26 protein-coding genes are annotated in these 26200 nt (G+C 65.9%); 13 read left to right on the top strand and 13 right to left on the bottom strand.

What is annotated here, in order from left to right; all coding sequences use genetic code 11:
• Together WS57_RS17820 and WS57_RS17815 are read right to left on the bottom strand one after the other, a co-directional pair.
• Window positions 1-1476, bottom strand: a complete 1476-nt coding sequence (locus WS57_RS17820; RefSeq protein ID WP_059513739.1) for an N-acyl-D-amino-acid deacylase family protein — start codon at window positions 1474-1476, stop codon at window positions 1-3.
• A gap of 135 nt (window positions 1477-1611) precedes the next feature.
• On the bottom strand, window positions 1612-2514 hold the full coding sequence (locus WS57_RS17815) for a LysR family transcriptional regulator (protein WP_059513742.1): 903 nt from the start codon (window positions 2512-2514) through the stop codon (window positions 1612-1614).
• Between the two features lie 158 nt (window positions 2515-2672).
• Here WS57_RS17815 and WS57_RS17810 point away from each other — a divergent pair, with 158 nt between their 5' ends.
• On the top strand, window positions 2673-3842 hold the full coding sequence (locus tag WS57_RS17810) for a porin (RefSeq protein ID WP_059605342.1): 1170 nt from the start codon (window positions 2673-2675) through the stop codon (window positions 3840-3842).
• 49 nt (window positions 3843-3891) lie between these two features.
• On the opposite strand, the gene WS57_RS17805 is transcribed toward WS57_RS17810, so the two are convergent.
• Entirely contained in the window at window positions 3892-4869 is a 978-nt protein-coding gene (locus tag WS57_RS17805) for a bifunctional helix-turn-helix transcriptional regulator/GNAT family N-acetyltransferase (protein ID WP_059605344.1), read from the bottom strand.
• Between WS57_RS17805 and WS57_RS17800 the strand changes: the two genes are divergently transcribed.
• The gene (locus tag WS57_RS17800; protein ID WP_230945614.1) at window positions 4868-5458 is read left to right on the top strand and encodes a hypothetical protein; all 591 of its coding nucleotides are present in this window, start codon (window positions 4868-4870) and stop codon (window positions 5456-5458) included. The genes WS57_RS17805 and WS57_RS17800 overlap by 2 nt on opposite strands.
• Before the next feature lie 98 nt (window positions 5459-5556).
• Here the strand turns inward: WS57_RS17800 and WS57_RS17795 are convergent, their stop codons facing one another.
• The 3 genes from WS57_RS17795 to WS57_RS17785 all read right to left on the bottom strand — a co-directional run bounded on the left by WS57_RS17795 (window position 5557) and on the right by WS57_RS17785 (window position 7978).
• Entirely contained in the window at window positions 5557-6063 is a 507-nt protein-coding gene (locus tag WS57_RS17795) for a hypothetical protein (protein WP_059513751.1), read from the bottom strand.
• Window positions 6064-6159: 96 nt separating this feature from the next.
• Window positions 6160-6987: a DUF2262 domain-containing protein gene (locus WS57_RS17790; protein WP_069244641.1), complete on the bottom strand. Its 828-nt coding sequence runs from the start codon at window positions 6985-6987 to the stop codon at window positions 6160-6162.
• Between the two features lie 106 nt (window positions 6988-7093).
• Entirely contained in the window at window positions 7094-7978 is an 885-nt protein-coding gene (locus WS57_RS17785; RefSeq protein WP_069244640.1) for a LysR substrate-binding domain-containing protein, read from the bottom strand.
• A gap of 166 nt (window positions 7979-8144) precedes the next feature.
• Between WS57_RS17785 and WS57_RS17780 the strand changes: the two genes are divergently transcribed.
• Genes WS57_RS17780 through WS57_RS17770 form a run of 3 tightly spaced genes read left to right on the top strand, consistent with a single transcriptional unit; the run spans window position 8145 to window position 9885 of the window.
• Window positions 8145-8702 (top strand): sugar ABC transporter, encoded by a 558-nt coding sequence (locus tag WS57_RS17780; RefSeq protein ID WP_069244639.1) that lies wholly within the window; start codon window positions 8145-8147, stop codon window positions 8700-8702.
• On the top strand, window positions 8695-9021 hold the full coding sequence (locus tag WS57_RS17775; RefSeq protein ID WP_069244638.1) for a hypothetical protein: 327 nt from the start codon (window positions 8695-8697) through the stop codon (window positions 9019-9021). The genes WS57_RS17780 and WS57_RS17775 overlap by 8 nt, the downstream gene beginning before the upstream one ends.
• 18 nt (window positions 9022-9039) lie before the next feature.
• On the top strand, window positions 9040-9885 hold the full coding sequence (locus tag WS57_RS17770) for an MBL fold metallo-hydrolase (protein WP_069244637.1): 846 nt from the start codon (window positions 9040-9042) through the stop codon (window positions 9883-9885).
• A 79-nt stretch (window positions 9886-9964) separates the two neighbouring features.
• Here WS57_RS17770 and WS57_RS17765 read toward each other — a convergent pair whose 3' ends face one another.
• The gene (locus tag WS57_RS17765) at window positions 9965-10849 is read right to left on the bottom strand and encodes a LysR family transcriptional regulator (RefSeq protein ID WP_009693348.1); all 885 of its coding nucleotides are present in this window, start codon (window positions 10847-10849) and stop codon (window positions 9965-9967) included.
• Window positions 10850-10989: 140 nt separating this feature from the next.
• Here WS57_RS17765 and argC point away from each other — a divergent pair, with 140 nt between their 5' ends.
• Entirely contained in the window at window positions 10990-11916 is a 927-nt protein-coding gene (argC, locus tag WS57_RS17760) for an N-acetyl-gamma-glutamyl-phosphate reductase (RefSeq protein WP_059513763.1), read from the top strand.
• A 140-nt stretch (window positions 11917-12056) separates the two neighbouring features.
• On the opposite strand, the gene WS57_RS17755 is transcribed toward argC, so the two are convergent.
• Window positions 12057-12911, bottom strand: coding sequence for a LysR family transcriptional regulator (locus WS57_RS17755; RefSeq protein WP_009693350.1), 855 nt, complete (start codon window positions 12909-12911; stop codon window positions 12057-12059).
• A gap of 98 nt (window positions 12912-13009) precedes the next feature.
• On the opposite strand from WS57_RS17755, the gene WS57_RS17750 reads away from it, so the two are divergent.
• From WS57_RS17750 to WS57_RS17745, 3 genes are read left to right on the top strand one after another with little or no spacing between them, the layout of a single operon-like run.
• Window positions 13010-14425, top strand: coding sequence for an MFS transporter (locus WS57_RS17750; RefSeq protein WP_069244636.1), 1416 nt, complete (start codon window positions 13010-13012; stop codon window positions 14423-14425).
• Between the two features lie 10 nt (window positions 14426-14435).
• Window positions 14436-14672 (top strand): hypothetical protein, encoded by a 237-nt coding sequence (locus tag WS57_RS37135; protein ID WP_155774323.1) that lies wholly within the window; start codon window positions 14436-14438, stop codon window positions 14670-14672.
• The gene (locus WS57_RS17745; RefSeq protein WP_060253948.1) at window positions 14669-15748 is read left to right on the top strand and encodes a tartrate dehydrogenase; all 1080 of its coding nucleotides are present in this window, start codon (window positions 14669-14671) and stop codon (window positions 15746-15748) included. Before WS57_RS37135 ends, WS57_RS17745 begins: the two co-directional genes overlap by 4 nt.
• Before the next feature lie 41 nt (window positions 15749-15789).
• On the opposite strand, the gene WS57_RS17740 is transcribed toward WS57_RS17745, so the two are convergent.
• The 4 genes from WS57_RS17740 to WS57_RS17725 all read right to left on the bottom strand — a co-directional run bounded on the left by WS57_RS17740 (window position 15790) and on the right by WS57_RS17725 (window position 20710).
• On the bottom strand, window positions 15790-16860 hold the full coding sequence (locus tag WS57_RS17740) for a PAS domain-containing protein (protein WP_069245444.1): 1071 nt from the start codon (window positions 16858-16860) through the stop codon (window positions 15790-15792).
• 162 nt (window positions 16861-17022) lie between these two features.
• Window positions 17023-17988: a PDR/VanB family oxidoreductase gene (locus WS57_RS17735; RefSeq protein ID WP_009693355.1), complete on the bottom strand. Its 966-nt coding sequence runs from the start codon at window positions 17986-17988 to the stop codon at window positions 17023-17025.
• An 87-nt stretch (window positions 17989-18075) separates the two neighbouring features.
• On the bottom strand, window positions 18076-19536 hold the full coding sequence (locus WS57_RS17730; RefSeq protein WP_059513775.1) for an NAD-dependent succinate-semialdehyde dehydrogenase: 1461 nt from the start codon (window positions 19534-19536) through the stop codon (window positions 18076-18078).
• A gap of 25 nt (window positions 19537-19561) precedes the next feature.
• On the bottom strand, window positions 19562-20710 hold the full coding sequence (locus tag WS57_RS17725) for an aromatic ring-hydroxylating oxygenase subunit alpha (protein ID WP_059513778.1): 1149 nt from the start codon (window positions 20708-20710) through the stop codon (window positions 19562-19564).
• 372 nt (window positions 20711-21082) lie between these two features.
• Here WS57_RS17725 and WS57_RS17720 point away from each other — a divergent pair, with 372 nt between their 5' ends.
• The 4 genes from WS57_RS17720 to WS57_RS17705 all read left to right on the top strand — a co-directional run bounded on the left by WS57_RS17720 (window position 21083) and on the right by WS57_RS17705 (window position 24457).
• Window positions 21083-22525: a purine-cytosine permease family protein gene (locus tag WS57_RS17720; RefSeq protein WP_052102105.1), complete on the top strand. Its 1443-nt coding sequence runs from the start codon at window positions 21083-21085 to the stop codon at window positions 22523-22525.
• 32 nt (window positions 22526-22557) lie between these two features.
• Complete coding sequence (locus tag WS57_RS17715; RefSeq protein ID WP_009693360.1) at window positions 22558-22773, top strand: hypothetical protein; 216 nt, start codon at window positions 22558-22560, stop codon at window positions 22771-22773.
• Window positions 22770-23672, top strand: a complete 903-nt coding sequence (locus WS57_RS17710; protein WP_059513781.1) for a LysR substrate-binding domain-containing protein — start codon at window positions 22770-22772, stop codon at window positions 23670-23672. Before WS57_RS17715 ends, WS57_RS17710 begins: the two co-directional genes overlap by 4 nt.
• A gap of 230 nt (window positions 23673-23902) precedes the next feature.
• The gene (locus tag WS57_RS17705) at window positions 23903-24457 is read left to right on the top strand and encodes an NADPH-dependent FMN reductase (protein ID WP_009693363.1); all 555 of its coding nucleotides are present in this window, start codon (window positions 23903-23905) and stop codon (window positions 24455-24457) included.
• 76 nt (window positions 24458-24533) lie between these two features.
• Here WS57_RS17705 and WS57_RS17700 read toward each other — a convergent pair whose 3' ends face one another.
• On the bottom strand, window positions 24534-25835 hold the full coding sequence (locus WS57_RS17700; RefSeq protein ID WP_009693364.1) for an NAD(P)/FAD-dependent oxidoreductase: 1302 nt from the start codon (window positions 25833-25835) through the stop codon (window positions 24534-24536).
• Between the last annotated feature and the right edge of the window lie 365 nt (window positions 25836-26200).

Below are 26200 nucleotides of genomic sequence, written 5' to 3'. Positions count from 1 at the left end.
TCAGTTCCCCGCGAGGTGGTCGTTGTGGCGAATCGGCGTGCCGGCCTGACGGCGCAGCGCGCGACCGGGGCGCGCGCCCGTATGCTGCCCATGCGCGAGCACCGCGCGGCCGTTGACGAAAACGTGTTCGATACCATCCGGGCGCAGCGTCGGCTGCTCGAAGGTCGCGCGGTCCAGCACGCGTTCGGGGTCGAACACGACGAGGTCGGCGCAGTGACCGACCTTCAGCTCGCCGCGCCCGGCGAGACCGAACTGCGCGGCCGTGAGCCCGGTCATCTTGTGCACCGCCGTCTCCAGCGGAAAGAGTCCGCGCCGCCGCGAGAATTCGCCGAGCACGCGCGGGAAGGTGCCCCACAGGCGCGGATGCGGGCGCGTGTCGTTCGGCAGTCCATCCGAGCCGACCATCGTCAGGTCGTGCCGGAAGATGCGCTCGACGTCGCCTTCATCCATCACGAAGTAGATCGCGCCAGCGGGGCGCAGCGCGTCGATCGCCGCGTCGACCGAATCGCCGAACAGCGGCAGCAGTTCGTGGAAATCTCGGCCGGCCAGTTCCGGATGCGGCTTCGACCATGCGAGCATCACGCGCGACGATTGGCGGATGCGATCCGCACGCAGCATCGTCGAGGTGGCCGTGTACGGATGGCAGTCGAGGCATAGCGGTTGCAGCGCGCGCTGCGCGTCGATGCGCGCGAGCGTCTCGACCGAGCGCCCGTGGTTTTCCTTGCCGGCGACCTTGTGGTGCGACAGCACGACGCGCACGCCGAGCGCGCGGCCGATCGCAAACGCCTCGTCGAGCGACGCGAGGATCTGCGCGGTCTCGTCGCGCAGGTGCGTCGCGAATACGCCGCCGGTGTCGCGCAGCGGCGCGCACACGTCGATCAGCTCGGCCTGCGTCGCGGCCGCGGCGGGCGGGTAGAACGTGCCCGACGACACGCCGAAGGCGCCCGCGGCCATCGCCTCGCGCACGTCCGCGCGCATCGCGGCGATCTCCGCCGCATTGGCTTCGCGCTGCAGATCCGCGACGTGACGCACGCGCAGCGTCGAGTGGCCGACCAGCGCGGCCGTATTGACCGCGGCAGGCGTCGCGTCGAGCGCGTCGAGATAGGCGGCGAAGCTCGGAAAGCGGAAGCGCTGCCATGCGCCGAGCAGGTCGAGCGGCTGCGGCACGTCGCGCTCGGCCAGCAGCGGCGCAAGGCTGATCCCGCAGTTGCCGGCGACGACGGTCGTCACGCCCTGCGCGACCTTCGGCTCGACATCGGGATTGGTCAGCACGAACGCGTCGTCGTGCGTGTGGCTGTCGATGAAGCCGGGCGCGACGATGCGGCCCGAGACGTCGATGACCTGATCGGCCGACGCGTGCGACAGGTCGCCGATTGCGGCGATGTGCGCGCCGCGCACGCCGAGATCGGCGCTGAAGCGCGCGGCGCCAGTGCCGTCGATCAGTTCGCCGTGGCGCAGGATGACGTCGAAATGCATGGTGGCTCCTTGCTGCAGCCGGGCCGTGGGGTGACCCGGTACTGTCTGCCACCTATCGTCTGCGGCCAATTTTCGGCCGTCCAATGCGAGTCTGCTGGCGATTCATGCGCGAACGCTATCAAACCGGCATGCGCGTCATTCGCGCGCGGCGGCGGCCTTGACCAGCGCGCACAGGTCGCTCGCCATGCTCGACATCGATACCGCGCGATGCCGGACGATGCCGACCGTGCGCGAGATGACGGGGCTCGTGATCGGCACCGCCCGCACGTCGGGCGATGCGAGCATGCCGACGCCTTCGACCGCGCTGCGCGGCAGGATCGCGCTGCCCACGCCGGCCGCGACCAGCGCGGCGACGCACGAGATGTGCTCGACTTCGTAGAACCAGCGCAGGCGCACGGCTTCCTGCCCCATCAGCATTTCGAGCAGCAGCCGGTTGCCGCTGTCGCGCCCGCCGATCACGAGGCGCGCGTGGCGCAGCTCGGCGAGCGTCACGCCGTCGGCCTGCGCGAGCGGGTCGTCGCGATGCACGGCCAGCACGTAGCGATCGGGAAACAGCGGCTCGAACAGCAGATCCTCGTCGTCGCCGGGATGCAGGCTCACGCCGAACTCGGCGATGCCCGCGCGCACCTGCGACAGCACGAAGTCGTGATTGCCGTCGAGGATCTGCACGCCGATCAGCGGATATTTGTCCGCATACTGAAGCAGCACCTTCGGCAGCAGTTGCGCGACGACGGTCGGAATGCTCGACACGCGCACCTTGCCGTAGCGTTTCTCCGCGATTTCCTGGATCGACGACAGCATCATCCCCAGTTGCGCGATCTGCTCGCGCGCCATCGGCAGGAACTGGCGGCCCACGCCGGTCAGCGTCACGCTGCGCGTCGTGCGCTGGAACAACTCGACGCCGAGCGCCTGCTCCAGTTTCTGAATGCGACGGGAGAGCCCCGGTTGCGTGAGATGCAGCTTCTCCGCCGCACGATGGAACGTCCCCAGTTCCGCGACGGCGACAAACGCTTCCAGTTCCGAGTTTTCTACTTTCATAGCGCTTCCGCATCAATTCCAAACTGGTCGTCATTGGACGACGGATTTTGATCCACCGACCATTGTCACCGAAAAATATTCGCGTTGCCGTGCAGCGCTACGCCGGCAGCGACGCACGGAAAGTTTCCTCCACAACCATCAAGCGACCTTACCCGACCATGAGACCAGTCAATCGATTCGCATTCCAAATCACGTTGTCGACGCTGTGCTGCGCTGCGGCACACGCGCAGAGCAGCGTCACGCTGTACGGCTTGCTGGATGGCGGCGTCGCGTATGTCAGCCATGCCGCCGCAGCGGACGGCACGAGCGGGTCTGCGTTCCGGTTCGGCAATGCGATGTCGGGCAATCGCTGGGGTCTGAAGGGCAGCGAGGAATTGGGCGGCGGATTGTCCGCGGTGTTCCAGCTCGAAAGCGGCTACAGCCTCGGCACCGGTGTTGCGGCGCAGGGTGGGCGCGAGTTCGGGCGCACGGCGATCGTCGGCTTGTCCAGCACACGCTGGGGGACGATCAGGATGGGGCGTCAGTACGATCCGCTCGTCGATCTCGTTTCGGCGCTGACCGAGGATGCGTACTTCGGGCTGACGTTCGGGCCGCCGGGCGATGTCGACAACTACGACGGCAGCATGCGCGTGAACAACGCGATCAAGTACACGAGCCCGCTCGTCGGCGGCGTGCGGTTGGCTGCGTTGTACGGTTTCGGCGGCGTGGCCGGCGCGACGTCGGCCGGGCAGACGTGGAGCGTTGCGGGCAGCTACGCGTACGGGCCGTTCTCGGTCGCGGCCGGCTATTTCTCGGCAAACGGCGGCAATGCGATGAACGGTGCGGGCGTGCGCACGTGGAGCGCCAGCGCGGACAGTCCGTTCAACACGGCTGCCAATGCCGGATTTGCGAGCACGCACGCGGTGAATATCGTTCGCATCGCGGCGCAGTATGCGGCCGGCGCGTGGACGGTCGGTGCGGGATACTCGCGCACCGAGTATGTGCCCGACGGCGCGTCGGCGTTTCATGTCCGCACGCGTTTCAACGACGGATCGGCGTTTGCCAACTACCGGATCGGCGCGGCGCTGAATGCGGGTATCGGGTATCACTACACGTGGCTCGCGGGCGCGAGCTCCGCGCATTATCACCAGCTCAATGCGGGCATCGACTATCTGCTGTCGAAGCGCACGGACGTCTATGCGATCGCGGCGTTCCAGCGCGCGTCGGGGACGACGCTCGGTGCGGCGGGCACGCCGGTGGTTGCGCAGGCCGTGATCGGGGACTACGGGTTGAATGCGGGCGCGAATACGCAGACGATTGTCGCGATCGGGATGCGGCAGCGGTTTTGATTGCGTTGTTACGCGTGGCGACAGAACGCGCGGCTACGCATCCTCGATGTCATTGCTCCGGCCGTTGCCGAACGAAGCGCTGCTCGGTGACGGTCGTGCCCCATTGCGCGCCTTCAGCTTCACTGTCGAGCGTAAAGCCGAACGACTCGTAAAGATGGCGGGCCGAATCGAGACCCTTGAACGTCCACAGGTAGGTCTCGCGGAACGGATAGTCGTCGACGAAGCGCATCGCGCGCGTCATCAGTTCACGCCCGATGCCGGTGCCGCGCAATGCATCGCTCACGATGAACCAGCGCAGGTGCGCGACGCCCGTCGCCGCGTCGCCGTCGATCGCGAGAGACGCCACCGCGCGGCCGTCGTCCATGCAGAGCCAGAGCGCGCGGCCTTCGGTCGGCAGCGTGGCCGCGAACGCCGCGAGCTCGGTCGCGACCCGCTTCTCGAAAAAGGCGCCGAATCCCCAGTGTTCGGCATAGAAGCGGGCATGGAGGCTGGCGATGTCGCCGATGCAGCCCGGTTGATAACCTTCGAGAATCGGCGGCGCGTCGGGTTGACGAGCTGTCGTCCTCGCCGCATTGTCCTGCGCGAGCGCGTCCGCATAAAGCGCGAGCGAGCGCAGCAGCGCCTGCTGATCGGCGGGCATCAGGCGGCGCAGCGCATTCGACACCTGGTCGGTCGCGAACTGGTCGATGCGTTTGCGCAGCTTTTTGCCTTCCGCGGTCAGAAACAATGCAGCCGTGCGCGCATCGCCGCTCGAGACGCGGCGCTCGACGAGGCCGGCCGCTTCGAGCCGCGCCAGCTGTCGGCTGGTGTTCGACTTGTCGAGCCGAAGGATCTGCGCCAGATCCTTCGCGTTGATGCCCGGCGACATGCCGATCTCGAGCACCGCGTGAACGGCCGACGGCGCCCAGTCGCTGTCGGCCAGCGTCGCGCGCATGAACCCCAGTTCGCGCACCAGCTTGCGGGAGAAGTCGCGCAGCTCGAGGATGGTTGCATCGCGCGGCTGTGCGGGAAGGTCGACGAGGTCCATGATCGGTCCTGGAAAGTTGCGTATCGCAATCGATAATAGTTGCGACACGCAACTCAATCAAGCGAAATTTTCGGCGCGATGCGCGCTGGTGAAACGCGTGATCTTCGACGCAATTCGAGGCACACTTGCACTCAGGATCTGCCGCGCGTCGATCCGAAGAATCGATGGGCACGCAATGGAGGTTGGCATGAACGGACTGCGATCATCGGCTGCCATGCTGTGTGTCGGGTGCAGCATCGTCTGCGGCGTTGCGCATGGCGCGGGCGGCGAGGATGCATCGCCATGTCGTGCGGCGAACGCTGCGCCGCCGGATAGGCAGTTTATGTTGCCGGATCAACCGGGAGCGGCGACGAACCCGGATACGACGGTTCGCAGCTTTTCGACTCAGGGATGCGCCGGTGCCGTGCTGAAGGGCGAGCACGGGACAGCGACAGTCAACGGGGACAAGGTCGAATTGAGGCAGGGCACGGTGTACGTGAACGGCATTTCGTACGGGGCGGTGACGCCGGCGCAAACGGTCGAATACGATGTCGCGCGAGGTGCGCGCACGTTGAGGGTGGATGGGGAAGTGCGCACGCCGGTGCGATGACGAGCGTCAATCGTGAGTTCGATTCCGAACAGCAGAGCGAAGGTGCGATGCGGCTTCATGTTTTTGTCCTTCGCGTCAATTGCGCCGAACGTCCGGACCTACCGATCCAGACGCTCGGCGATCGTCCCGATACACAGCAGGTGACGGCCGATCTGTTCGCGACCATGGATCAGTTCGCACTTCATCAGCCCCGTATAAAGACGCTCGAATCCCGGCATGGGGACCGTTACCGGCTGCCAGGACTCGTATCCCCGGATGCACCGGTTATGGTTGAGGGAATAGGTCGTCGGTGATCTGGTCAGTGGCGGCAGTTCGGGAAACGCGCGCGGCATGACAGGCGGCACGATCGGTGATCCGGGCAGGATCGCCGACGTGCTCGCCGACAGGAAGTCGTCAAAGCGGATCAGCGCAGAGATGGCCTTGTGCAGGCAGGATTCGTATGCTGCCTCGTGCGATTCGTCGGGCGACGGCGATGGAATGGTTTCGCTGAACAGCCCGAAGCGCTCCCTGGGCTCGCCGAAAAAGGGCCTGGGAGCATAGGCGAACTGCGCGGACGCGTCGAGCGCGCAGCTCGCGAGGATCAGCGGCAGCAGGTACTTTTTCAAGCGTGCGGCTCCATCATGTTCAATGCGTTCTGATCCGCGCCGGCGTCGCGTGCCATTCGGGCGAACGTGGCTCTGACGCGACGTCGGCCGCCCGGCTCACCCTGCGATACGCGCGCTCCTCGGCCCTCGATCCAGGCTGCCGTCGACCACGACCACATGCCCGAAAAACAGGTCGCCGTCGGCGAAGCAGAATTCGAATCCGGCCTGCGCGTCGATCGAGATCGATTGCAGCGCGAGTCGCCGTTTGAAGTCGTCGGCCGACACCTCGGATTCGCCTTCCTCCATCCATGTGGACTGCTTCAGCTTCAGCAGATCGGCAACGGCCTGCTCGGAGACGCGTGCATCCCAGGTCGCGGCGTCGCGCCATAGCGCATGCGCGTGCTCCAGTACGGACGGCAACGTCTCCACCGTTGCGGCTTCGAGGTAAAGCCGAACGTCGGCGCCGTTCCAGTTTGCATGCGCTTCGAACCAGCCGACGCGCCTGTCGAACCGGCAGGTGCCGAACAGCGTGTCCTCGTAGGTGACGGGCAGCTGAAGCTGACGCGCACGCTCGGCCAGTTCGGGATCGTCGATCGGCGTCGGCAGCGCGTCGAGCCAGGCCTCCGGCCGGGCCGGACTCGCATCCATCAGCAGGCGGGCCGGCATCCGGATCGGCTGAAGCGGCCTTGCCGCTTGCCGATACCGCTCGATTTCGTCGTCATCGGCCCGTCGCGTCAGATTCAGTGGACCGTCCTGCCATGGTTCGCCGGCCACGCGCCATGCGTCCAGCGTCAATCGCAACGTCCACTGTTGCGCGTCGCCGAGCTTGATCGCCGCGACGCCGGTCGGATCCGCGATTCCTTCGACCATCACGACGGGCGCCGCTGCCAGACGCGCTTCGATTTCTGCGCGACGCCGGGACAATGCTTCCCATTCGTCTTCCATGTCCGGCGGTCTCTCGTGAAATTTTGTCCGATGATTGTCGGCGATCCGGAAGGCGCTGTCGAATGCCGCGTGAGTTTGAGCCACGTGCGACAGTGCGACGCGCTGCTCATTCGCGCGCTTCACCGACGATCCATTTCGCGAAGGCCCGCAGTGGTTCGCCAGCCAGTTCGAGCGGTTCGGGCAGGACGAGGCAGAAGGTCTTGGTGATCGCGCTGCCGTCGGGCCAGGGCGCGACCAGCCGGCCCTGTTCGAGTTCTGCGCCGACATAAAGACGCGGCACCAGCGCGACGCCGAGGCCGGCCAGCGCCGCTTCGATCAGCATCGCGTGGAGATCGTAACGCGCGCCGACCGCGCAATTGGTCAGCGTGATGCCGGCCGCCTGCGCATAAGCCTGCCACGCGTCCGGGTTTTGTCGCCGGTGCAGGCGCGGCAGTTCGTCCAGCGACGGGTTCGGTCCGGCCTGCGCGAGCAGCGCGGGACTGCAGACGGGCACCAGCACTTCCTCCAGCAGCGGATGCAGATGCATCCCCGCCCATGCCGGATGCTCGAAATGAATGGCCGCATCGAAACCGCTGCCCGACAACAGGAACGGCTCCATGCGCTCGGCGATATGCACCGTGATATTCGGATGCGCGTGTTGAAAACGCTTCAGCCGCGGAATCAGCCAGCGCGTGGCGAAGGTCGGAATGGCGGCGATATCGATGCTCGCGCCTTCGGCGGGCTGCCCCATCAGGTACAGGCTGTCCCGCTCCAGACGGTCCAGCATCTCGCGGACCTGCAGCGCGTATCGCGCCCCGTTGGGCGCCAGTCGGACCCGGTTGCCGATTCGCTCGAACAGGGGGACGCCGAGGAATGCTTCGAGCCGGCCGATCTGACGGCTGACGGCGCCTTCGGTTCGGGCCAACTCGTCGGCGGCCCGCGCGAAGCTGCCGTGTCGAGCCGCGGCCTCGAACGCCTGCAGCGCGGAATTGCTCGGAATCTTGCGTGGCACGGGTATCTCGCCGATCGGGATGGAGTGAGGTCAGCTTGAGCAAATGTCACTGAAGCCTGACTTTATTTCGTTTTATCTGCGGCAAATGCGAGCTTAGCATGACGTTACTGCACTGAGCATTCAGCGTTTTGCAGCTTGACGCGCATTCTCTCCGAAGGACGAACCGATGATCTATACCGTGGAATGCAGTTTCGCCGATCCCGACAGCGAAGCCGAATGGAACGACTTCTACAGCCTCGAAAAGCTGCCTGCGCTGATTTCGGTGGCCGGGTTCCAGACCTCTCAGCGGTTCAGGGCGACAAGCGCCGGGTGCCCCGTCTATCTGGCCGTTCATACGATCGACGGTCCCGACGTGCTGAGCAGCGACGAATATCGCGAGAAAGGCGGCGGCAATTTCGCGAGATGGCAGCCGCACATCACCGACTGGCATCGCAATCTCTACAGCGATATCGGCCTGGCACCGGCGGTCAACGACGACGAATGTCTCGCGCTTTGCGCAAGCGGTCCCGATCCGCTGATCCGGATCGGCGCGGCGCCGCTGGCGATGCAGGCCGTCGGGCTCGAGCAGTTTCCGCCGCGCCGCTGGCTCGCGGTCCTGCCGCGGGACAACGCGCGGCTTGCCGAGCGCGTTGTCGAAGACATTCATCTTTACCTGCCGATGACGAAGCAGCTGACCCGCGCCCGCTCCGTTTCGACTGCACCGGCCCGGGCCCGCGATGCCTAACCTCACTTTCCATATCGATGCGACGCGGATGCCGTCCGACGAAGCGCTTGCCGCGCTTTCGCGCGACTGCGTCGAACTCTGCACGAACGTTCTGGAAGCGGCGCTGAAGAACGTCCACGTCATTTTTGTGGATGTCCGGCACGGGCATGGGCATCCGGTCTTCGTGGACATCCGCTATCGGGTCGACACGTTTCGCACGCCGTCGGTCATGGCCCGGTTCATGGAGGCGCTGGATCATGCGATCGCGCTTCGCACCGGTCTTGCGGCGCGCATCCGTTGCTTCGGTCATGCCGCATCGAACCTTCACGCCAGAAACTAGCCGTTCCGGAGCAACACGATGTCCACGCTTGCCTTTCCCGGCCAGCCGGTCGGGGATTACACGATTACCGCCATCAGCGACGGCTATCTCACCGCCAGCCTCGACTTCCTGTCCAATATCGAGACGTCGGAGGCATCGAGGATGCAGCGCGAAGCAGGGCAGCAGGCGCCCGACGCCGTGCATATCAACTGCTACGTCGTGCGTGGAGCGGGCCGCACCGTTCTCGTCGACGGCGGGGCCGGCGGCATCCGGCAATGGGGCGGTCGCCTGAAGGCCAACCTGGCGCTGGCCGGCATCGAGCCCGCGGCGATCGACACGATCCTGCTCACGCACGCTCATCCCGATCATGTCGGCGGACTGCTCGATCATGCGGGGCAGGCGGCCTTCCCGAATGCGGAACTGGTTGCGCACGGGCGAGAGGTCCGGTTCTGGCGGGACGACGGCAATCTCGCCCGCGCCAGCGAGCGCGCACGCGGCAACTTCCAGATCGCACGCCGGGTGTTCGACGCCTATCGCGACACGCTGCGCACCTTCGACGACGGGCAGGTGCTTCCCGGTATCCATGCGATGCCGCTGCCGGGGCATACCGACGGGCATACCGGTTATGTGCTCGAGTCCGGCGATCAGGGGCTGCTCGTGTGGGGAGACGTGGTGCATTTCCCGCACATCCAGATCCGGCGGCCGGACGTCTCGATCGCGTTCGATCAGGACGGGACCGCGGCCGCCGCCACGCGATCGCGGATTCTGGATCGGGCCAGTTCGGACGGGCTGTTGATCGCCGGCATGCATCTGGGAGAAGCCGGTTTCGCCCGGATCGGGCGGACGAAGGACGGGTATGGCCTGCTTTACGAGACCGAGCGGTGAGGTGGCGAACGCAAGCGCATGACGTGCCGCAAGCGGGCGGCGCTCTGCGGCAACGAACCGAAGCGACCCGTCCCGATGCTTATGCCAGTCGCAGATCCCACAACACATCGAGCACGTGCTGCGTCGCGCGCTCGACGTATCCCGCGCGATGCGCGATCCCGAGCCGGCGCCACAGCGCCGGGCGCAGCGCACGCATGACGATGCGGCTGTCGGGTAACGGCGTCGTGGCTTCGTGCGGCAACAGCGCGGCACCGTAACCCGCCGCGACCAGACTCTTGATCGCGTCGTTGTAGTTGAGCTGGATGCGCGGCACCGGATGATGGCCGGCGGCCGCGAACCATTCGGCAGTCAGACGCGACAGACGGGTGGTTGCGTCGTTGAGAATCAGCGGGCGGGTGGCGAGCCATTCCGGCGTGATGCGCGCCGGACAGCGCCAGTGCGCGGGCACGAACGCCATCACGGGGTCGCGGCGCCACGGCTTGATCACGAGGCCGGCCGTCGGCGGCTGGGGCAGCGCGACCAGCCCGACGTCCAGCGTGCCGTCCGCGAGCCGGGACAGCGTTTCCTGCGACGTGAGGACCGCGACCTGAACGTCGATCGCGGCATGGTGCCGGCGCAGCACCTCGAGCGCCTGCGGCAACAGGTGCGCGATCGCACCGGTCGACGCGCCGAGCCGCACGCGGCCTTCGAGCCCCTGCACCTGGCGCTGGATATCGTCCAGCGCCTGCTCCGCGTCGGCCAGCAGCCGGCGCGCGCGCTCCACCAGCAACTCGCCTATCGCGGAAGGCCGGACGTGCCCGCGCTTGCGCGACAGAAGGGGCGCGCCGAGCCGCTGTTCGAGTTCGGCGATGTGGAGACTGACCGTCGGCGGCGCGAGATGCAGCGCGCGTGCCGCATCGGCGAACGAGCCGCGCTCGGCAATGGCGACCAGCGTGCGCAGGCGGTCCAGGCTGATTTCTCGCATGTCGGCATCCTGATTCAGAAAAACTGAATTTCAGCGTTGTGAAATTCAACTTTCCCTATTCTAGCCGTCGGCCGAACATAAGGGCTCGTTCGTTTCGTCGATCGATCCGTTATCACTCGCAGTCACCGGAGTATTCACGTATGAGCCCTCCCGTTGTTTTCATCGATGGCGACCAAGGCACCACCGGCTTGCAGATCCACGAACGGCTGCGCGACCGGACCGACCTCAGGCTGTTCACGCTGCCCGCCGCCGAGCGCAAGGATCCGCGGCGGCGCGCGGAAGCCGTCAATGCCTGCGACATCGCGATCCTCTGCTTGCCGGATGCGGCCGCGCGCGAGGCCGTGGAGGCGATCGTCAATCCGGCGGTCAGGGTCATAGACGCCAGTTCGGCGCACCGTACCCAGCCGGGCTGGACCTACGGCTTTCCGGAAATGGCGCCGGGACAGGCCGAGCGCATTGCGAACGCACGTCGGGTCAGCAATCCCGGTTGCTATCCGACCGGCGCAGTCGGCTTGCTGCGTCCGCTGCGAGCGGCGGGACTCATTTCGGACGACTATCCGCTCAGCATCCACGCGGTATCCGGCTACTCCGGTCGCGGACGCGCCGGCGTGGAGGAGCACGAGGGGCAGGGAGCGGTCGCCGCGCCGGCCTATCAGGTATATGGCCTGGCGCTCGCGCACAAGCACGCGCCGGAGATCCAGCAGCACGCCGGGCTCGCGCAGCGCCCGATCTTCGTGCCTGCGTACGGCGCGTTTCGTCAGGGAATCGTGCTGACGGTGCCGCTGGCATTGCGGATGCTGGCGCCCGGCGTGGATGGCGCCATGTTGCACGCGTGCCTCGCGCGTCACTATGCGGACGCGACGCATGTACGCGTGTTGCCGCTGGACGAATCGTGCGCGCTGACGCATCTGGATCCGCAAGCGCTGAACGGCACGAACGACATGCACTTGCACGTGTTTGCGAATAGGGAGCACGGACACGTGCTGCTGTCGGCGGTGTTCGACAATCTCGGCAAGGGCGCATCGGGTGCCGCGGTGCAGAATCTTGATCTGATGCTTGCGCGGTAGGGCAGCGGTGTTGTGTTGTCGTTATCTCCGCTCGGCCCGCGCTTTACGGCTTGGGCCTGTTTTTCGAGCCGGCGCGCCCGACAAAGGCGACGAAGGGACAATCCAACACTGGCCCGCACGCGCTCCCTGCGGCTTCACGCTCAAAACGTGGTCCCGACCGTCTCCGAAACGAAATCGATCACCGCGCGGATCAACGGCGAACGCCGGAGATCGGCATGCACGACCAGCCAGATTTCTCGATGGAACGGTTCGCCGTCGAACGGCAGGCGCTGCAATGCAGGATCGTTGTCGCCGATGAACACCGGCAGGCCGGCGACGCCGATGCCGGTGCGCGCGGCCGCCTGTTGCGTCGTGATGTCGCTGACCTCGCACGCGATGCGCCGACCGTCGGCGATCGACTGCAGCCATTTCTGATGCGGCATTTCCGCGTATTGCGCGTCGTAGGCGATGAACGCCCATCGATCCGGTTGCGACGCGTGCGCGTAGTCGCGACTCGCATAGAGCGCGAACGCCATCACGCCGAGCTTGCGCGTGACGCTTTGCGGTTCCTCGGGCCGGAACAGGCGGATCGCGATATCCGCTTCACGGCGTCCGAGGGACACGCTTTGCACCTGGCTGACCAGCGCGAGCCGGATGCCGGGATGCAGGCGCGCGAATGCATGAAGATGGTTCGCGAAGAAGTTGCTCGCGAGAACGGGCGGAACGCTGACCGTCACCGTCCCGTGCATCGGCAGATGTTCGGCCAGCGCGAGCCGCTCGATCGCGAACGCGTTTTCCTCCATTTTCTGCGCGAACGCGAGCACCTGCGTGCCGGCGGCCGTCAGCCGGCATGCGCGCGGCAACCGGTCGAGCAGCCGGACTTTCAGTTCGCTTTCGAGTGCGCTCACGCGCCGGCTGACCGTCGCGTGATCGACCTTCAGCCGCCGGGCGGCGGCCGACAGGCTGCCCGATTGCGCGACGGCCACGAAGCAGCGCAGGTTCTCCCAGTCGAACATCGGTGCATTTTCTCCGGTTTGCTGTGCGGTTTTGCGGAATATTCGCACAGAAGGCGATTCTCTACGCTTGACGCTTTCCTGTTCGAACGGAGCTGCGCATGCGTGCATCGTCAAAACATCATCCCGGCCTGGTGCTGGCTGCGGCCTGTCTGGGTTTCGTCGTCGTGCTGGTCGACGTCAGCGTCGTCAATGTCGCGCTCGATGCATTGCGCGCCGCCTTTCGCGCCGACGTCACGGGCCTGCAGTGGGTCGTCAACGCGTATGCGCTCGTTTTTGCGTCGTCGCTGCTGATGGCCGGCGCGCTGGGCGACCGCTTCGGTGCGACGCGCGTGTTCATGGCCGGCTACGCGATCTTCACGCTGTCGTCGATCGGCTGCGGACTCGCGCCGTCGCTGCCGGCGTTGATCGCGTGGCGGCTCGTGCAGGGCATCGGCGCGGCGCTGCTCGTGCCGAATTCGTTGGCCGTGCTGCGCGTCGCGTTTCAGGACGAAGCGGCGCGCGGCCGGGCGATCGGATGGTGGGGCGCGGGCGGCGGCATTGCGCTGGCAGCGGGGCCGGTGATCGGCGGCGTGCTCGTGGCCGCCTGCGGCTGGCGCAGCATCTTCCTCGTCAACGTGCCCGTCGGTATCGCGGGTATCTGGATGACGTGGCGCTTCGCGCCGGCGATGGCCGCGCAACCCGATCGCAGTCTCGACGTTCCCGGCCAGTTGACCGGCGCGCTCGCGCTCGCGACGCTGACGTTCGCGTCGACCGAAGCGAGCGCGCTGGGCTGGGGAAGTCCGGTCGTCCTCGGCATGTTCGCGCTATGCGTCGCGCTGGGCATTGCATTCGTGCGGCTGGAGGCGCGCAACCCCGCCGCGATGTTGCCGGCCGCGCTGTGGCAGGACCGGACCGTTCGCAGCACGACCGTGATCGGCATGATCGCGAACCTGGTGTTCTACGGCATCGTCTTTGCGCTGAGCCTGCTGTTCCAGTCGATCTGGCACGCGACGCCGGTACGCACCGGTCTCGCCTTCCTGCCGATGATGGGCGTGCTGATGGTCATGAACATCGTCGCCGGGCGGCTGGCCGACCGGGTCGGCGCGCGCGCGCTGGCGACGGCCGGTCTGCTGGTTTCAGCGGCCGGCTATCTGGCGATGTGGCCGGCGCTGGATGCGCAATCGCACGGCCTGCTTGCCGCAGCGATGCTGGTCGCGGGTGGCGGCGTTGCGTTGACGATACCGACCATCACGCACGCGATGCTCGGCGCGGTATGTCGCACGCAGGCGGGGATCGCATCGGGGCTGCTGAATGCGGCCCGTCAGGTCGGCGGCGTGATGGGCGTCGCCGTGTTCGGGTTCTTCGTGCGTCATGCCGATCGCGCGTCGTTCATCCGCGGCATGGGGCAGGCGCTGCTCGTATCGGCGCTGCTGCTGGTGGCCGGGGCGGTGATCGCATGGAGCAATCTGGGCGCGGCGCAGGCGCGGGTGCCACGCGAGCGGGACGGCAGCAGGCTTGCCGAAACGGAGGTTTGAGCGGGCGCGCATGGCGCGCTCGGTTGCCGGCGCCGCGCCGATGCGCGGCATCCCCGGGCCGCTCCGCGATTGTCCACGATTCGTGTACGACGCATCCCCGGTCGAGCCGATTATCCGCGCCGCACTTTCCGGCATCCTGTCGTCCATGCGCTGCGTGCATCCGCGCACGCCGCCCGAGCGTCGCACACCGGCGCATCGAACCGGACGCAAGACGCAACCAACGACAGACACGGAGAACCGGAAATGACCCAGACGTTCAAGATCGCCGCGATCGCCGGCGACGGCATCGGCCAGGAAGTGATGCCCGAAGGCGTGCGCGTGCTGCAGGCCGCATGCGCGAAGTTCGGCCTGAACCTCGAGTTCACGCATTTCGAGTGGGCGAGCTGCGACTACTACCTGCAGCACGGCAAGATGATGCCGGACGACTGGTTCGAGACGCTGCGCGGCTACGATGCGATCTACTTCGGCGCGGTCGGCTGGCCCGACAAGGTGCCCGACCATATTTCGCTGTGGGGCTCGCTGCTGAAGTTCCGCCGCGAATTCGACCAGTACGTGAACCTGCGTCCCGTGCGCCTGCTGCCCGGCGTGCCGTGCCCGCTCGCGAACCGCAAGCCCGGCGACATCGATTTCTACGTGGTGCGCGAGAACACCGAAGGCGAATACACGTCGGTCGGCGGCAAGATGTTCGAAGGCACCGATCGTGAATTCGTGCTGCAGGAGTCGGTGTTCACGCGTCACGGCGTCGACCGCATCCTCAAGTACGCGTTCGAACTCGCGAATACGCGCCCGCGCAGGAAGCTGACGGCGGCGACCAAGTCGAACGGCATCGCGGTCAGCATGCCGTACTGGGACGAGCGCGTCGCGGCGGTCGCGGCCGGCTATCCGGAGATCGCGTGGGACAAGCAGCACATCGACATTCTCTCCGCGCGTTTCGTCCTGCAGCCGGACCGCTTCGACGTGGTCGTCGCCTCGAACCTGTTCGGCGACATCCTGTCGGATCTCGGCCCGGCATGCACGGGCACGATCGGTCTTGCCGCGTCGGCGAACCTGAACCCCGAGCGCACCTTCCCGTCGCTGTTCGAGCCCGTGCACGGCTCGGCGCCGGACATCTTCGGCAGGAACATCGCCAACCCGATCGCGATGATCTGGTCCGGCGCGATGATGCTGGATTTCCTCGGCGACGGCGACGCACGCTTCAAGGACGCGCACGACGCCATCATGCGCGCGATCGAAACGGTGCTGGTGAACGGGCCGCGCACGCCCGACATGGGCGGTACCGCCGATACGACGGCAGTCGGCAAGGCGGTCGCGGCCGCGCTCTGACGCTCGCCGCGCGCAATGCGAGATGCGCTCGCAGCCGGGCTTCAGTGCGGCGTGGTCGCCGCGGCCGGCTGCGTGGCGAACGCGATCGCGTCGGCGGGCTCCGCCGCGCGGCACATGGCCGTCACGCGCACGCCGTCGCCTTCGTCGTCGGGGCGCGCGCGACCCTGCTCCAGCATCAGCCGCACCGTGCCGTCCGGCAGCAGCGCGCGGTACAGCGCGCGATAGTCGCCGTGCTTCGCCATCGCTTCGTGCAGCGCGGCGTCGCGCGCCGCACGATCGTCGGGATGCACGCGCGCCTGCAGTTGCGCGTGACGATGCGGCGCATCGTCACGCTCGACGCCGAACAGCCGGCACCATTCGTCCGACACGATCACTTCATCCGGCGCCTGCCGCCATTGCCATGCACCGCGGCCGGCGAGGCGCTCGGCGTCGGCGAGCAGCGCGATCTGCGCGCGCAGCTGCTGTTCGAGCGCCTTGCGCGCGCTGATGTCGATCGTCGTGCCCACCATCCGCGTCGGCCGGCCCGCATCGTCGACGAGCGTCGCGGTGCGCGATTCGATCCAGCGCACGGTGCCGTCCGGCAGCACGATCCGGAACTCCCACACGTACGGCTTGCGCGCGTCGACCGCTTCCTGCAGCGCGCGGCTGTTGAGCCAGCTGCGCTCGTCGGGGTGCAGGATGTCCCAGAACTCCTCGTTGCTGTGGATTTCGCGACCGTAGAGCTTCGCGCAGTTGTCGGAATAGATCAGCTCGTCGGAGACGAGATTCCATTCCCAGGTGACGATGCCGGCCGCTTCCTGCGCATGCTTCATGCGCGCTTCGCTCGACACGATTTCGGCCGTATAGCGGCGGCGCAGGTCGGTCATCGGCAGTTCGGGCTGCGCACCGATGCCGAGATCCTTCACCGCGTCGTCGCCGTAGCGCAGCCAGACCCAGTTGACGTCGAGGAACGCGGCGAGCTTGCGCAGGTTCGAATAGTCGATCTCGCCGCCGCGCGTCCACTTGTGCACGGCCGGCCGCGAAATGCCGACCACGTCGGCCACCTGCTGCAGGCTCAGCTTCTTGTGCTCGAGGAGCACCTTGAGACGGAACGCGAACGTATCCTCGGACATCCATTCCTCTTTCTGACGGCGGCGCGCGGCCAGGCGACAAGGCGGCATCGCCCGCGGCGCGCGGGGTGCGGGCCGCGGGCGATGCCGCCGCGTCGGAAAGGAACGGCGCGCCGGGGGTTCCTGTATCCGGCGTAGTTTACCGGATACGGCGCGCGGAAAAATTTACAGGTCGATCACGAGGCGCGGCGTGCGCGCGCGCGACACGCACAGCAGCATGGTTTTCTGCGCGGCTTTTTCGTCGTCGTCGAGATACTGATCGCGGTGATCGGCTTCGCCTTCGAGGATCGCGACCTCGCAGGTGCCGCACACGCCTTCGCGGCACAGCGAGTCGATCTTCACGCCGGCGCGTTCGATGGCCTGCAGGATCGTCGTGTCCTCGGGCACCTCGAGCTCGATGCCCGAGCGCGCGAGCACGACGGTAAACGCCTGGCCGGCCGTGTCGGTCGCGGCGAACTGTTCGGAATGGAGCTGCGACTTCGGCCAGCCGAGCAGCGCGGCATTCGCATGGACGGCGTCGTTCAGGCCTTGCGGTCCGCACACGTAGACGTGCGCGTCGGCCGGCAGCGACTTGAACAGCTGCATCAGGTCGAGGCGCTGGCCGAGGCTGTCGACGTAGGTGTGCACGTTCGCCGCATGCGGGCCGGCCTTCAGCTCGTCGACGAATGCGCCGTGGTCGGGGCTGCGGTACGCGTAATGCAGTTCGAGTTCGAAGTCGCCGCCGGGCGCATGCTCGGCGAGCTGCGCGAGGAACGGCGTGATGCCGATGCCGCCGGCGATGAACACATGGCGGCGCGCGTTGCGTGCGAGTTCGAACAGGTTCGCGGGCGAGCCGATCGCGAGCCGCGTGCCGGCCGCGACATGCTCGTGCATGAACGCCGAACCGCCGCGCGAGGCTTCCTCGCGGCGCACGGCGATCTGGTATTGGTGCGTGTCGTGCGGCGAGCTCAGCAGCGAGTACGCGTTGTGGTGCCACTGATCGCCGTTCTGCATCGACACGAGCACATGCGCGCCGCCGCTGAACGGCGGCAGCGGTGCGCCGTCGGGCAGCGCGAGCGTAAAGCGCTTGATCAGCGGGGTCAGGGTCTCGACGGCGACGACGTCGACGAAGATCGATTCACGGGCGTTCATCAGGCATTCCTTTGCCGGCGGATAGAGCAGGGGATTCGGTACAGCACAAAAAGGCGCGCGGCCGAAGCGCGCGCGCCGGTCACGGGATCAGGCGCTCACGCCGCCCATGCACAGGTATTTGATCGACAGGAAATCCTCGATCCCGTACTTGGAGCCTTCGCGTCCGATGCCCGATTGCTTGACGCCGCCGAACGGCGCCACTTCGTTCGAGATCAGCCCGCTGTTGATGCCGACGATCCCGTATTCGAGCTGCTCGGCCACGCGCCACACGCGGCCGATGTCGCGGCTGTAGAAGTACGCGGCGAGGCCGTAGATCGAGTCGTTCGCGAGACGCACGACTTCGTCGTCGGTCGAGAAGCGCACGATCGGCGCGACCGGCCCGAAGATTTCCTCGCTCAGCACGGCCATCCCCGGCTTCGCGTCGGCGAGCACGGTCGGCGCGTAGAAGTTGCCGCCGCGCGCGTGCGGCGTGCCGCCCACCAGTACGCGCGCACCCTGCGCGACCGCGTCGCGCACGAGGCCGTCGACCTTGTCGCGCGCGGCTTCGTTGATCAGCGGGCCGATGTTGACGCCGGCATCGAAGCCGTCGCCGACATGGAAGGCCGCGACGCGTTCCGCGAAGCGGCGGCAGAATTCGTCGTACACGGTGTCGTGCACGAAGAAGCGGTTCGCGCACACGCAGGTCTGGCCCGCGTTGCGGTACTTCGACAGCAGCGCGCCTTCGACCGCGCGGTCGAGATCGGCATCGTCGAACACGATGAACGGCGCGTTGCCGCCGAGTTCGAGCGACATCTTCTTGACGGTATCCGAGCACTGGCGCATCAGCAGCCGGCCGACTTCGGTCGAACCGGTGAAGGTCAGCTTCTTCACGAGCGGGCTCGAGGTCATCTCCGCACCGATCTCGCGCGACTTGCCGGTCACGACGTTGACGACGCCGGCCGGAATGCCGGCTTCCTCGGCGAGCGCCGCGAGCGCGAACGCGGACAGCGGCGTCTCGTTCGCGGGCTTGATCACGATCGTGCAGCCGGCCGCGAGCGCGGGGGCCGCCTTGCGCGTGATCATCGCCGCAGGGAAATTCCACGGCGTGATCGCCGCGCACACGCCGACCGGTTCCTTCGTCACGACGAGGCGCTGATCGGGGTTCGGGCTCGGGATCACGTCGCCGTCGATGCGCTTGGCCTGCTCGGCGAACCATTCGACGAACGACGCCGCATAGGCGATCTCGCCGCGCGCTTCGGCGAGCGGCTTGCCCTGTTCGCGCGTCATCAGCACCGCGAGGTCTTCCTGGCGCGCCATGATCAGCTCGAACCAGTTGCGCAGCAGGCGCGCGCGCTCCTTCGCGGTGGTCCTGCGCCACGTCGCGAACGCCGCGTGGGCGGCCTCGATCGCAGCGCGCGCCTCGGCGGCGCCCATGTTCGGCACGCGCGCGATCAGCTCGCCGGTCGACGGATTGGTGACGTCGAGCACTGCGCCGTCGTCGGCGCCGCGCCACGCGCCGGCAATGTATGCCTGCTCGCGCAGCAGGCCAGGTTGTTGAAGGGAAGTCATGTCGATGTCGTCCTGGTACGGGGTGTCAGTCCTGATACTTTTGTGCGAGCAGATGATGGAAGTGCGCGATGCCATGCTCGCTGACGCCGCTGCGGCGCTGGTCGACCATGATCCGGCCCTGGCCGCGATAGCCGCGCGACTTCAGCCCCTTCTGCACGCTCTCGACGAGGCGCAGGTCTTCCGGGCGGAACACGTTGCGATACCACTCGATCAGGTTCTTCTGATAGTCGGTCAGCTCCTCGTTCAGGAAATAGATGTCGTAGTGCTGCAGCGTCACTTCGGCGTTGACCGGGAACTCATAGATCACGGTCATGAAATCGGCGCCCGGCGGCACGTTGAACATCGTGCACGGCCACGCCCAGAAGCCCTGGAAGCTCGCGTCCTTGATCGACGGGTCGAGCTTGAACGAGCGCTCCGACGATTCCGCATAGCCGAACTGCAGCGTCCAGTTGCCGTGCAGCGTATGCGTGTACTGATCGATCTTCACGGAGTCGGAGAAGCCGGGATGCGCGGGGCCGCAGTGGTAGCACTCGAGATAGTTGTCGACGATCGACTTCCAGTTCGCGGGCGTCTCGCTGACGAAGCGCGCGGCGAGCTTCAGGTCGTCGATCACCGGGCACGCGGCGCGCAGGCGCGCCTCCATGCCGGGCAGCTGCGCCTCGACCGTGCCGGCATTCGGGTTCAGGTTGATGAACACGAAGCCCGCGTATTCCTCGACCTTGACCGGCACGAGGCTCGAGTTCTCCTTGTCGAACTCCATCACGTGATCGCAGTTGTTCGCGTGCGCGAGCGCGCCGTCGAGCTTGAAGGTCCATGCGTGGTACGGGCACGTGATCACGTTCTTCGCCTTGCCGCTGCCTTCGAGCAGCTGATGGCCGCGGTGCGGGCAGACGTTGTAGAACGCGCGCAGCACCTTGTCCTTGCCGCGCACGATCAGCACGTTTTCGCCGATCACTTCGCGCGTGACATACTGGTTCGCATCGGCCAGTTCGCTGCGGTGCGCGACGCAGATCCACGTGTCGGCGAAGATCTTCTCCTCCTCGGCCTTGAAGACCTCCTGCGACGTGTAATAGGTCTTGGGAATCGTCCACGCGAGTTCCGGGTTCGAGCAGAAATCGGCCGGCAGTTGCGGCAGCTTGGCTTTCTGGTGGAATTCGATCGGCAGGTAGGTCATGGCGTCGGGCTCGGGAGAGGTGTTTTGATAAACTGACGGTTACGGTAAAACTAACGGTTAACGAAATATAGGAGATATGCAGACGATTTGGGATCAGGGTTATCCCGGAACAGGCAACCATTTGCTGACGTTTGAACGCCGAATTCGTCTGATATTTGCTGGAAATCACGAACGCGTTGATTCGACCTTGCGTCAATAGGAAATTGCGCTAGTACGGTCGGCCTAGCGAAATGCGTACCATTGTTAACTGATAGTTCATTGTTAACTGAAGGTAACGTCGCCGGTGTCCGGTGATCAGCCGCGCCGCAGCCGGGTTTCGATCCGGCTGCGGCGCGGTGCGTGACCGCCGCCGACAGACGCAATGGAGGAGACATGAGACAACAGGCAGTGGCCGACGGCCTCGCGATGGAAGGTCGCGGCAAGTCGCGCATCGAGGCGCGTTCGATCGACTATGTGCCGCTCGCGGAGCGGCGCGGCAAGGCGTGGCACTTGTGGCCCGTCTGGTTTACCGGCGACGCGAATCTCGCGACGATCGCGTGCGGCGCGATCGGCGTGAGCATGGGCGGGAATCTGCTGTGGAGCGCGATCGCGGTGCTGATCGGCAATCTGCTCGGCACCTTCTTCATGGCGTTCCATTCGAGCCAGGGCCCGCAGCTCGGGCTTCCGCAGATGATCCAGTCGCGTCCGCAGTTCGGCTACATGGGCGCGCTGCTGGTATGGATCGTCGCGCTCGTCACGTATGTCGGCTACAACTCGTTCAACCAGCTGATGGCCGGCCAGACCGCGCATCACCTGCTCGGCACGGAGCCGCACGTCAGCTATATCGTGTTTACCGCGATCGCGGTGGGGCTCGCGATCTTCGGCTACGACCTGATCCACAAGGCGCAGCGCTGGCTCGCGATCGCGCTGCTGATCGCATTGAGCGTGTTCAGCGTCGGCATCTGCGTGAAGGTGCCGTTCCCGGCCGGGCAGCTGTCGTTTGCCGGCTTCAAGGCGACGCCGTTCCTCGTGCAGCTGTTCGCGGCGGCGGCCTACCAGCTGTCGTGGTCGATCTACGTGTCGGACTACTCGCGCTACCTGCCGCCCAAGACCGGTGTGCGCGCAACCTTCTGGTGGACCTTCACCGGCGCGCTGATCGGCGGCGCGTGGATGATGCTGGTCGGCACGGCCGCCGCCGCGCTGAACTCGAAGATCGAGATCGCCGACGCCGTGCAGCGGGCGGGCGACGCGATCCATCCGGGTTTCGGCTCCGTCACGCTGCTGCTGTCGCTGCTCGGGCTGCTTGCGATCACGGGCCTGAATTTCTACGGCGCATCGCTGACGCTGCTCAGCATCACCGATTCGTTCCGGCCGCTCAAGTCGAGTGCGGGCAAGCGCGTGGCGAGCCTGCTGATCGTCGCGGTCGTCGCGACGTCGCTCGCGTTCGCGGCGTCCGACGACTTCATGGGCAAGTTCGGCGACTTCCTCGGCATCCTCGGTTACCTGTTCACGCCCTGGACCGCGATCAACCTCGTCGACTTCTTCTTCGTGCGGCATACGCACTACTCGGTGCGGGAGATCTTCAATCCGCGCGGCATCTACGGACGCTGGAACTGGCGCGGCCTCACCGCGTATGCAGTCGGCTTCGTCGCGATGATCCCGTTCTTCAAGACCGAGATGTACAGCGGCCCGGTCGCGCGTGCGCTCGGCGGCACCGATATCGCGATGCTGGTCGGCCTGCCGGTTGCCGCGCTCGTCTATCTGTGGGCATGCCGCTCGCTCGATACCGAAGCGGAGCGCAAGCTCGTCGAGGCGGCCGATCGCGGCCTGAACTGATCCGCACGGATCGTCGACTTCGCGATGAAACGATGAATCGGACGCTGAAGCAGATGCTGTCGCTGGTGGCGCTGGGTCTCGCGTGCGCGGCCACCGACAGCCGTGCGCAGGGCGGTGTCGCAGGAAGCGGAGAGGTTGCCTGCGCGTTCGGCGCGGGCAGCGCGCACATCGCGAAGCGAGGCGACGAGGACGCAATCTCACGCATGCATCGGGAATTGCGATACGTCTCGAACGGAGCCGCGCAATGAACGAGACGAGTGCGATGCCGGAACTCGGCGACCTGCGCGTGTTCTGCATGGTCGCGCGCAAGGCGAGCTTCAGCGCGGCGGCCGACGCGCTTGCGATGTCGTCGTCGTATGTCAGCAAGCGGGTCGGGATGCTCGAGACGAGCCTCGGGATTCGCCTGCTGCATCGCTCGACGCGCCGCGTCTCGGTGACGGACGCCGGCGAGCGCGTATATGCGTGGGCCGAGAAGATCCTCGACGACGTCGAGCATCTGGTCGAGGACGTGTCGAGTACGCGCCGCGTGCCGCGCGGCACGTTGCGCGTGTCGAGCAGCTTCGGCTTCGGCCGCAATGTCGTCGCGCCCGCGCTGGCCGAATTGTCGGACCGCCATCCGCAGCTGAACGTGCGGCTGGAACTGTTCGACCGGATCGTCGATGTCGCGGCCGAGGGTTTCGACGTCGACATTCGTATCGGCGACGAGATCGCCGGCCACCTGATCGCGAAGCGGCTGGCGACGAACCATCGCGTGCTGTGCGCGTCGCCCGACTACCTGGCGCGGCATGGCATGCCGAAGCAGGTCGGCGATCTCGCGTCGCACGCGTGTCTCGCGATCAAGGAGCGCGACCATCCGTTCGGCGTGTGGCGGCTCGATGCGCGCGGCGAGACCGTGTCCGTGCAGGTCACGGGGCCGCTGTCGAGCAATCACGGCGAAGTGGCCGTGCAGTGGGCGCTCGCCGGGCGCGGGATCGTGCTGCGCTCGGTGTGGGACGTGCAGCCGCTGCTCGACGCGGGCCGGCTGCAGCGTGTGCTGCCGGGCGTCACGCAGCCGGCGAACGTCTGGGCCGTCTATCCGGCGCGGCTTGCGCAGTCCGCGAAGGTGCGTGTGTGCGTCGAGTTTCTGAAGGACAAGCTGGGCGCGTAGTGGCGCGGGTTATCGTGCCGTTGCTCGTATTCGGGGCGTCCGGTGTGCGGCGTCGCCGCGCCGAAGAACGTCGAGCCGCCACCCTGCAGATCGATGACTGGTTCGCTCGGCCCGCGTAGACCGCCCGAATCCGCGCATCACGTCGCAACTGCACATGTCGATCGAGCCTGCGCGGTACGAGCACTCGCGCGTGGGATACTACGCCTCCGATCGGCTGCGGTGATATCAAGATGGTCCGTCTGCTTTCCCTGTCCGGTAGCCTGCGCGCTGCGTCGTCCAATACGCATGCACTCGTCGCGGCCGGCATGCTGGCGCCGCCCGGCGTTGTCGTCGAGCACTACAACGAAATTGGCGAGCTGCCTCACTTCAACCCGGATTTCGAAGACGCGCTTCCTGCGCGCATCATTGACCTGCGCGCCCGAGTGAACCAGGCCGACGGGCTGCTCGTCTCCTGCCCGGAGTACGCTCGCGGGATCCCCGGCTCCTTCAAGAACATGCTGGACTGGCTGGTGGGCTGCCCGAGATTTTCGGGGAAGCCGGTCGCGCTTTTCAATACCTCGCCACGCGCATCCGCTGCCCAGGCTGCGTTGAAGCTGGTCCTGGACACGATGTCGGCAACGCTCGTTCCGGAGGGTTGCGTCACGCTTCCATTGCTCGGCAGCCAGACCGATCCGTTTGCGATAGCGAATGATCCGGTCAGCAGCGAAATACTGCGGAAGGCGCTTCGCGCGTTCGTCGACCATATCGTGACGACGTCATCCGGGGCGTCGGGGACGCCGGAGTAGGGCAGCTGCCGAAGGTCGGCTCGCGCGTTGCGAGAGGACCTCTACCAGGCGCGGCAGCGGCGGGCCGTCGAAATCTCTACCGTCGCCCATTAAAATAGCCGTGTAACTGATGGGTCACTTTACCGAGTGTGCAGATGACGGTGCGGAAGTGTTCTTTTCCGATGACACGCGCACGCGGGATCGAACTCATGACGCTCCATTCGCGAGAGCCATGTGTCATACCGTCGACGACGACACGACTGACGACATGACTGGGCGTGACGCCGAAGCCGGAGTAGCCTTGCACGAAAAACGCGTTCGGTTGATCCGGCAGCGTGCCGACCTGGGGAAACAGGGTTGCCGAGCACTCCATCGGACCGCCCCAGCCAAGATCGATCTTGACGTCCCTGAGATACGGAAAGATCCGCAGCATCGCGTCCCTGTTGTACTTCTTGAAGTCTTTGGGGATGTACTCCAGAAAGTGCGTGACGGTGCCGAACAGCAACCGATTCTCGTTCGTGACGCGGTAATAGTCGATCGCCGGCCGGACGTCCGTGAACGCGCCGCGGATCGGGCTGATCTGCCTGATCAACTCGTCGGACAGCGGCTCGGTCACCAGTTGGAACGAATAGGTGCTGATGATCGTCTTGTCGAGCCGAGGCTCCAGGCGGTTGATGAATGCGCCACACGCGAAGCAGATTTTTTGCGCAGTCACCGAGCCTTTTGCGGTCCTGACCTTGATGGACTTGCCATAGGTCACCTCGACAACGGGCGAGTTTTCGTAGATGCGGCCACCCAGGCCGGTAACGGCGCGCGCCTCGCCCAGTAGCAGATTCAACGAGTGTATGTGCCCGTTGCCCATATGCATCAGTCCGGCGCCGTACGCGTCCGAGCCGAGCATCCTGCGCAGTTCCGCGCCTTCGAGGTAGGCAATCTCTTCATCGGGATTGAGCTCGCGAAACTCCTTTTCCCATTGACGCAACAGCTTGGCCTGGCGGTTGTTGAAGGCCAGGTATCCATATCCGCGCTGAAAGTCGGCGTCGATGCCGTATGTGTCGATACGCCGCTGGATGGTGCTGGCGCCTTGGTCGCTGATGCTGAAGATCGCCTTCACGCCGTCGTCGCCGACATATTTGCGGATTTTTTCGAGATCGTGCCCGATGCCAGCCATTACGTGCCCGCCGTTCCTGCCGGAGCCGCCGAAGCCGAGATAGTTGCTTTCTAGCACCACGACATTCGTGATCCCTCGCTCCGCAAGTTCCAGTGCGATGTTGACGCCCGAGAAGCCGCCTCCGACGATGACGACATCTGCTTCGATATCTTCCTCGAGCGCGTCATAGCGATCGTGGTATTTGCGGGTCATCGTGTAGTAGGTGGTCGGCGATTCAACGGAAAGCAAGGTACGTCTCCTGTCGGGTCGAGAAAAATCCGGCATGCCCGTCGGAACGTGCAGGCGGGCATCGTTGCTGATCTGTGATGGCGGCTCTTTTAAACTAGGTCACATGACATATTATTTGGTGTTGTGCGACATGCTTCCTATTGGCGTTTACTCGCAGCGGGCGCTGACTCGGTCCCTTTCCGAGTCGTCAGGCGGAAGACGCACGCATCGGCTATCACAATCAGACTTTCGGTTGATGCATGCCGACACGGACCGACCTAATCTCCTGGTCAGATGCCTGCTCGTCCAATTCCGGCCCCTGCAAGCACATCGCAAGCTGCACGGGAGCGCATGCGGGTTTATCCAGGATTGCAATCGAGCTTGCT

This window comes from Burkholderia pseudomultivorans (assembly GCF_001718415.1).
Taxonomy (GTDB): domain Bacteria; phylum Pseudomonadota; class Gammaproteobacteria; order Burkholderiales; family Burkholderiaceae; genus Burkholderia; species Burkholderia pseudomultivorans_A.
Note: the sequence above shows the minus strand (reverse complement) of the source record. Positions and strands in the feature narration are given on the sequence as shown.

Excerpts from the sequence above, each read along its gene's own strand:
- WS57_RS17820 (WP_059513739.1), bottom strand. The coding sequence starts at position 1,476 with ATGCATTTCGACGTCATCCTGCGCCACGGCGAACTGATCGACGGCACT.
- WS57_RS17815 (WP_059513742.1), bottom strand. The coding sequence starts at position 2,514 with ATGAAAGTAGAAAACTCGGAACTGGAAGCGTTTGTCGCCGTCGCGGAA.
- WS57_RS17810 (WP_059605342.1), top strand. The coding sequence starts at position 2,673 with ATGAGACCAGTCAATCGATTCGCATTCCAAATCACGTTGTCGACGCTG.
- WS57_RS17800 (WP_230945614.1), top strand. The coding sequence starts at position 4,868 with ATGATCGGTCCTGGAAAGTTGCGTATCGCAATCGATAATAGTTGCGAC.
- WS57_RS17805 (WP_059605344.1), bottom strand. The coding sequence starts at position 4,869 with ATGGACCTCGTCGACCTTCCCGCACAGCCGCGCGATGCAACCATCCTC.
- WS57_RS17790 (WP_069244641.1), bottom strand. The coding sequence starts at position 6,987 with ATGGAAGACGAATGGGAAGCATTGTCCCGGCGTCGCGCAGAAATCGAA.
- WS57_RS17780 (WP_069244639.1), top strand. The coding sequence starts at position 8,145 with ATGATCTATACCGTGGAATGCAGTTTCGCCGATCCCGACAGCGAAGCC.
- WS57_RS17775 (WP_069244638.1), top strand. The coding sequence starts at position 8,695 with ATGCCTAACCTCACTTTCCATATCGATGCGACGCGGATGCCGTCCGAC.
- WS57_RS17770 (WP_069244637.1), top strand. The coding sequence starts at position 9,040 with ATGTCCACGCTTGCCTTTCCCGGCCAGCCGGTCGGGGATTACACGATT.
- WS57_RS17765 (WP_009693348.1), bottom strand. The coding sequence starts at position 10,849 with ATGCGAGAAATCAGCCTGGACCGCCTGCGCACGCTGGTCGCCATTGCC.
- argC (WP_059513763.1), top strand. The coding sequence starts at position 10,990 with ATGAGCCCTCCCGTTGTTTTCATCGATGGCGACCAAGGCACCACCGGC.
- WS57_RS17755 (WP_009693350.1), bottom strand. The coding sequence starts at position 12,911 with ATGTTCGACTGGGAGAACCTGCGCTGCTTCGTGGCCGTCGCGCAATCG.
- WS57_RS17750 (WP_069244636.1), top strand. The coding sequence starts at position 13,010 with ATGCGTGCATCGTCAAAACATCATCCCGGCCTGGTGCTGGCTGCGGCC.
- WS57_RS37135 (WP_155774323.1), top strand. The coding sequence starts at position 14,436 with ATGGCGCGCTCGGTTGCCGGCGCCGCGCCGATGCGCGGCATCCCCGGG.
- WS57_RS17745 (WP_060253948.1), top strand. The coding sequence starts at position 14,669 with ATGACCCAGACGTTCAAGATCGCCGCGATCGCCGGCGACGGCATCGGC.
- WS57_RS17740 (WP_069245444.1), bottom strand. The coding sequence starts at position 16,860 with ATGTCCGAGGATACGTTCGCGTTCCGTCTCAAGGTGCTCCTCGAGCAC.
- WS57_RS17735 (WP_009693355.1), bottom strand. The coding sequence starts at position 17,988 with ATGAACGCCCGTGAATCGATCTTCGTCGACGTCGTCGCCGTCGAGACC.
- WS57_RS17730 (WP_059513775.1), bottom strand. The coding sequence starts at position 19,536 with ATGACTTCCCTTCAACAACCTGGCCTGCTGCGCGAGCAGGCATACATT.
- WS57_RS17725 (WP_059513778.1), bottom strand. The coding sequence starts at position 20,710 with ATGACCTACCTGCCGATCGAATTCCACCAGAAAGCCAAGCTGCCGCAA.
- WS57_RS17720 (WP_052102105.1), top strand. The coding sequence starts at position 21,083 with ATGAGACAACAGGCAGTGGCCGACGGCCTCGCGATGGAAGGTCGCGGC.
- WS57_RS17715 (WP_009693360.1), top strand. The coding sequence starts at position 22,558 with ATGAATCGGACGCTGAAGCAGATGCTGTCGCTGGTGGCGCTGGGTCTC.
- WS57_RS17710 (WP_059513781.1), top strand. The coding sequence starts at position 22,770 with ATGAACGAGACGAGTGCGATGCCGGAACTCGGCGACCTGCGCGTGTTC.
- WS57_RS17705 (WP_009693363.1), top strand. The coding sequence starts at position 23,903 with ATGGTCCGTCTGCTTTCCCTGTCCGGTAGCCTGCGCGCTGCGTCGTCC.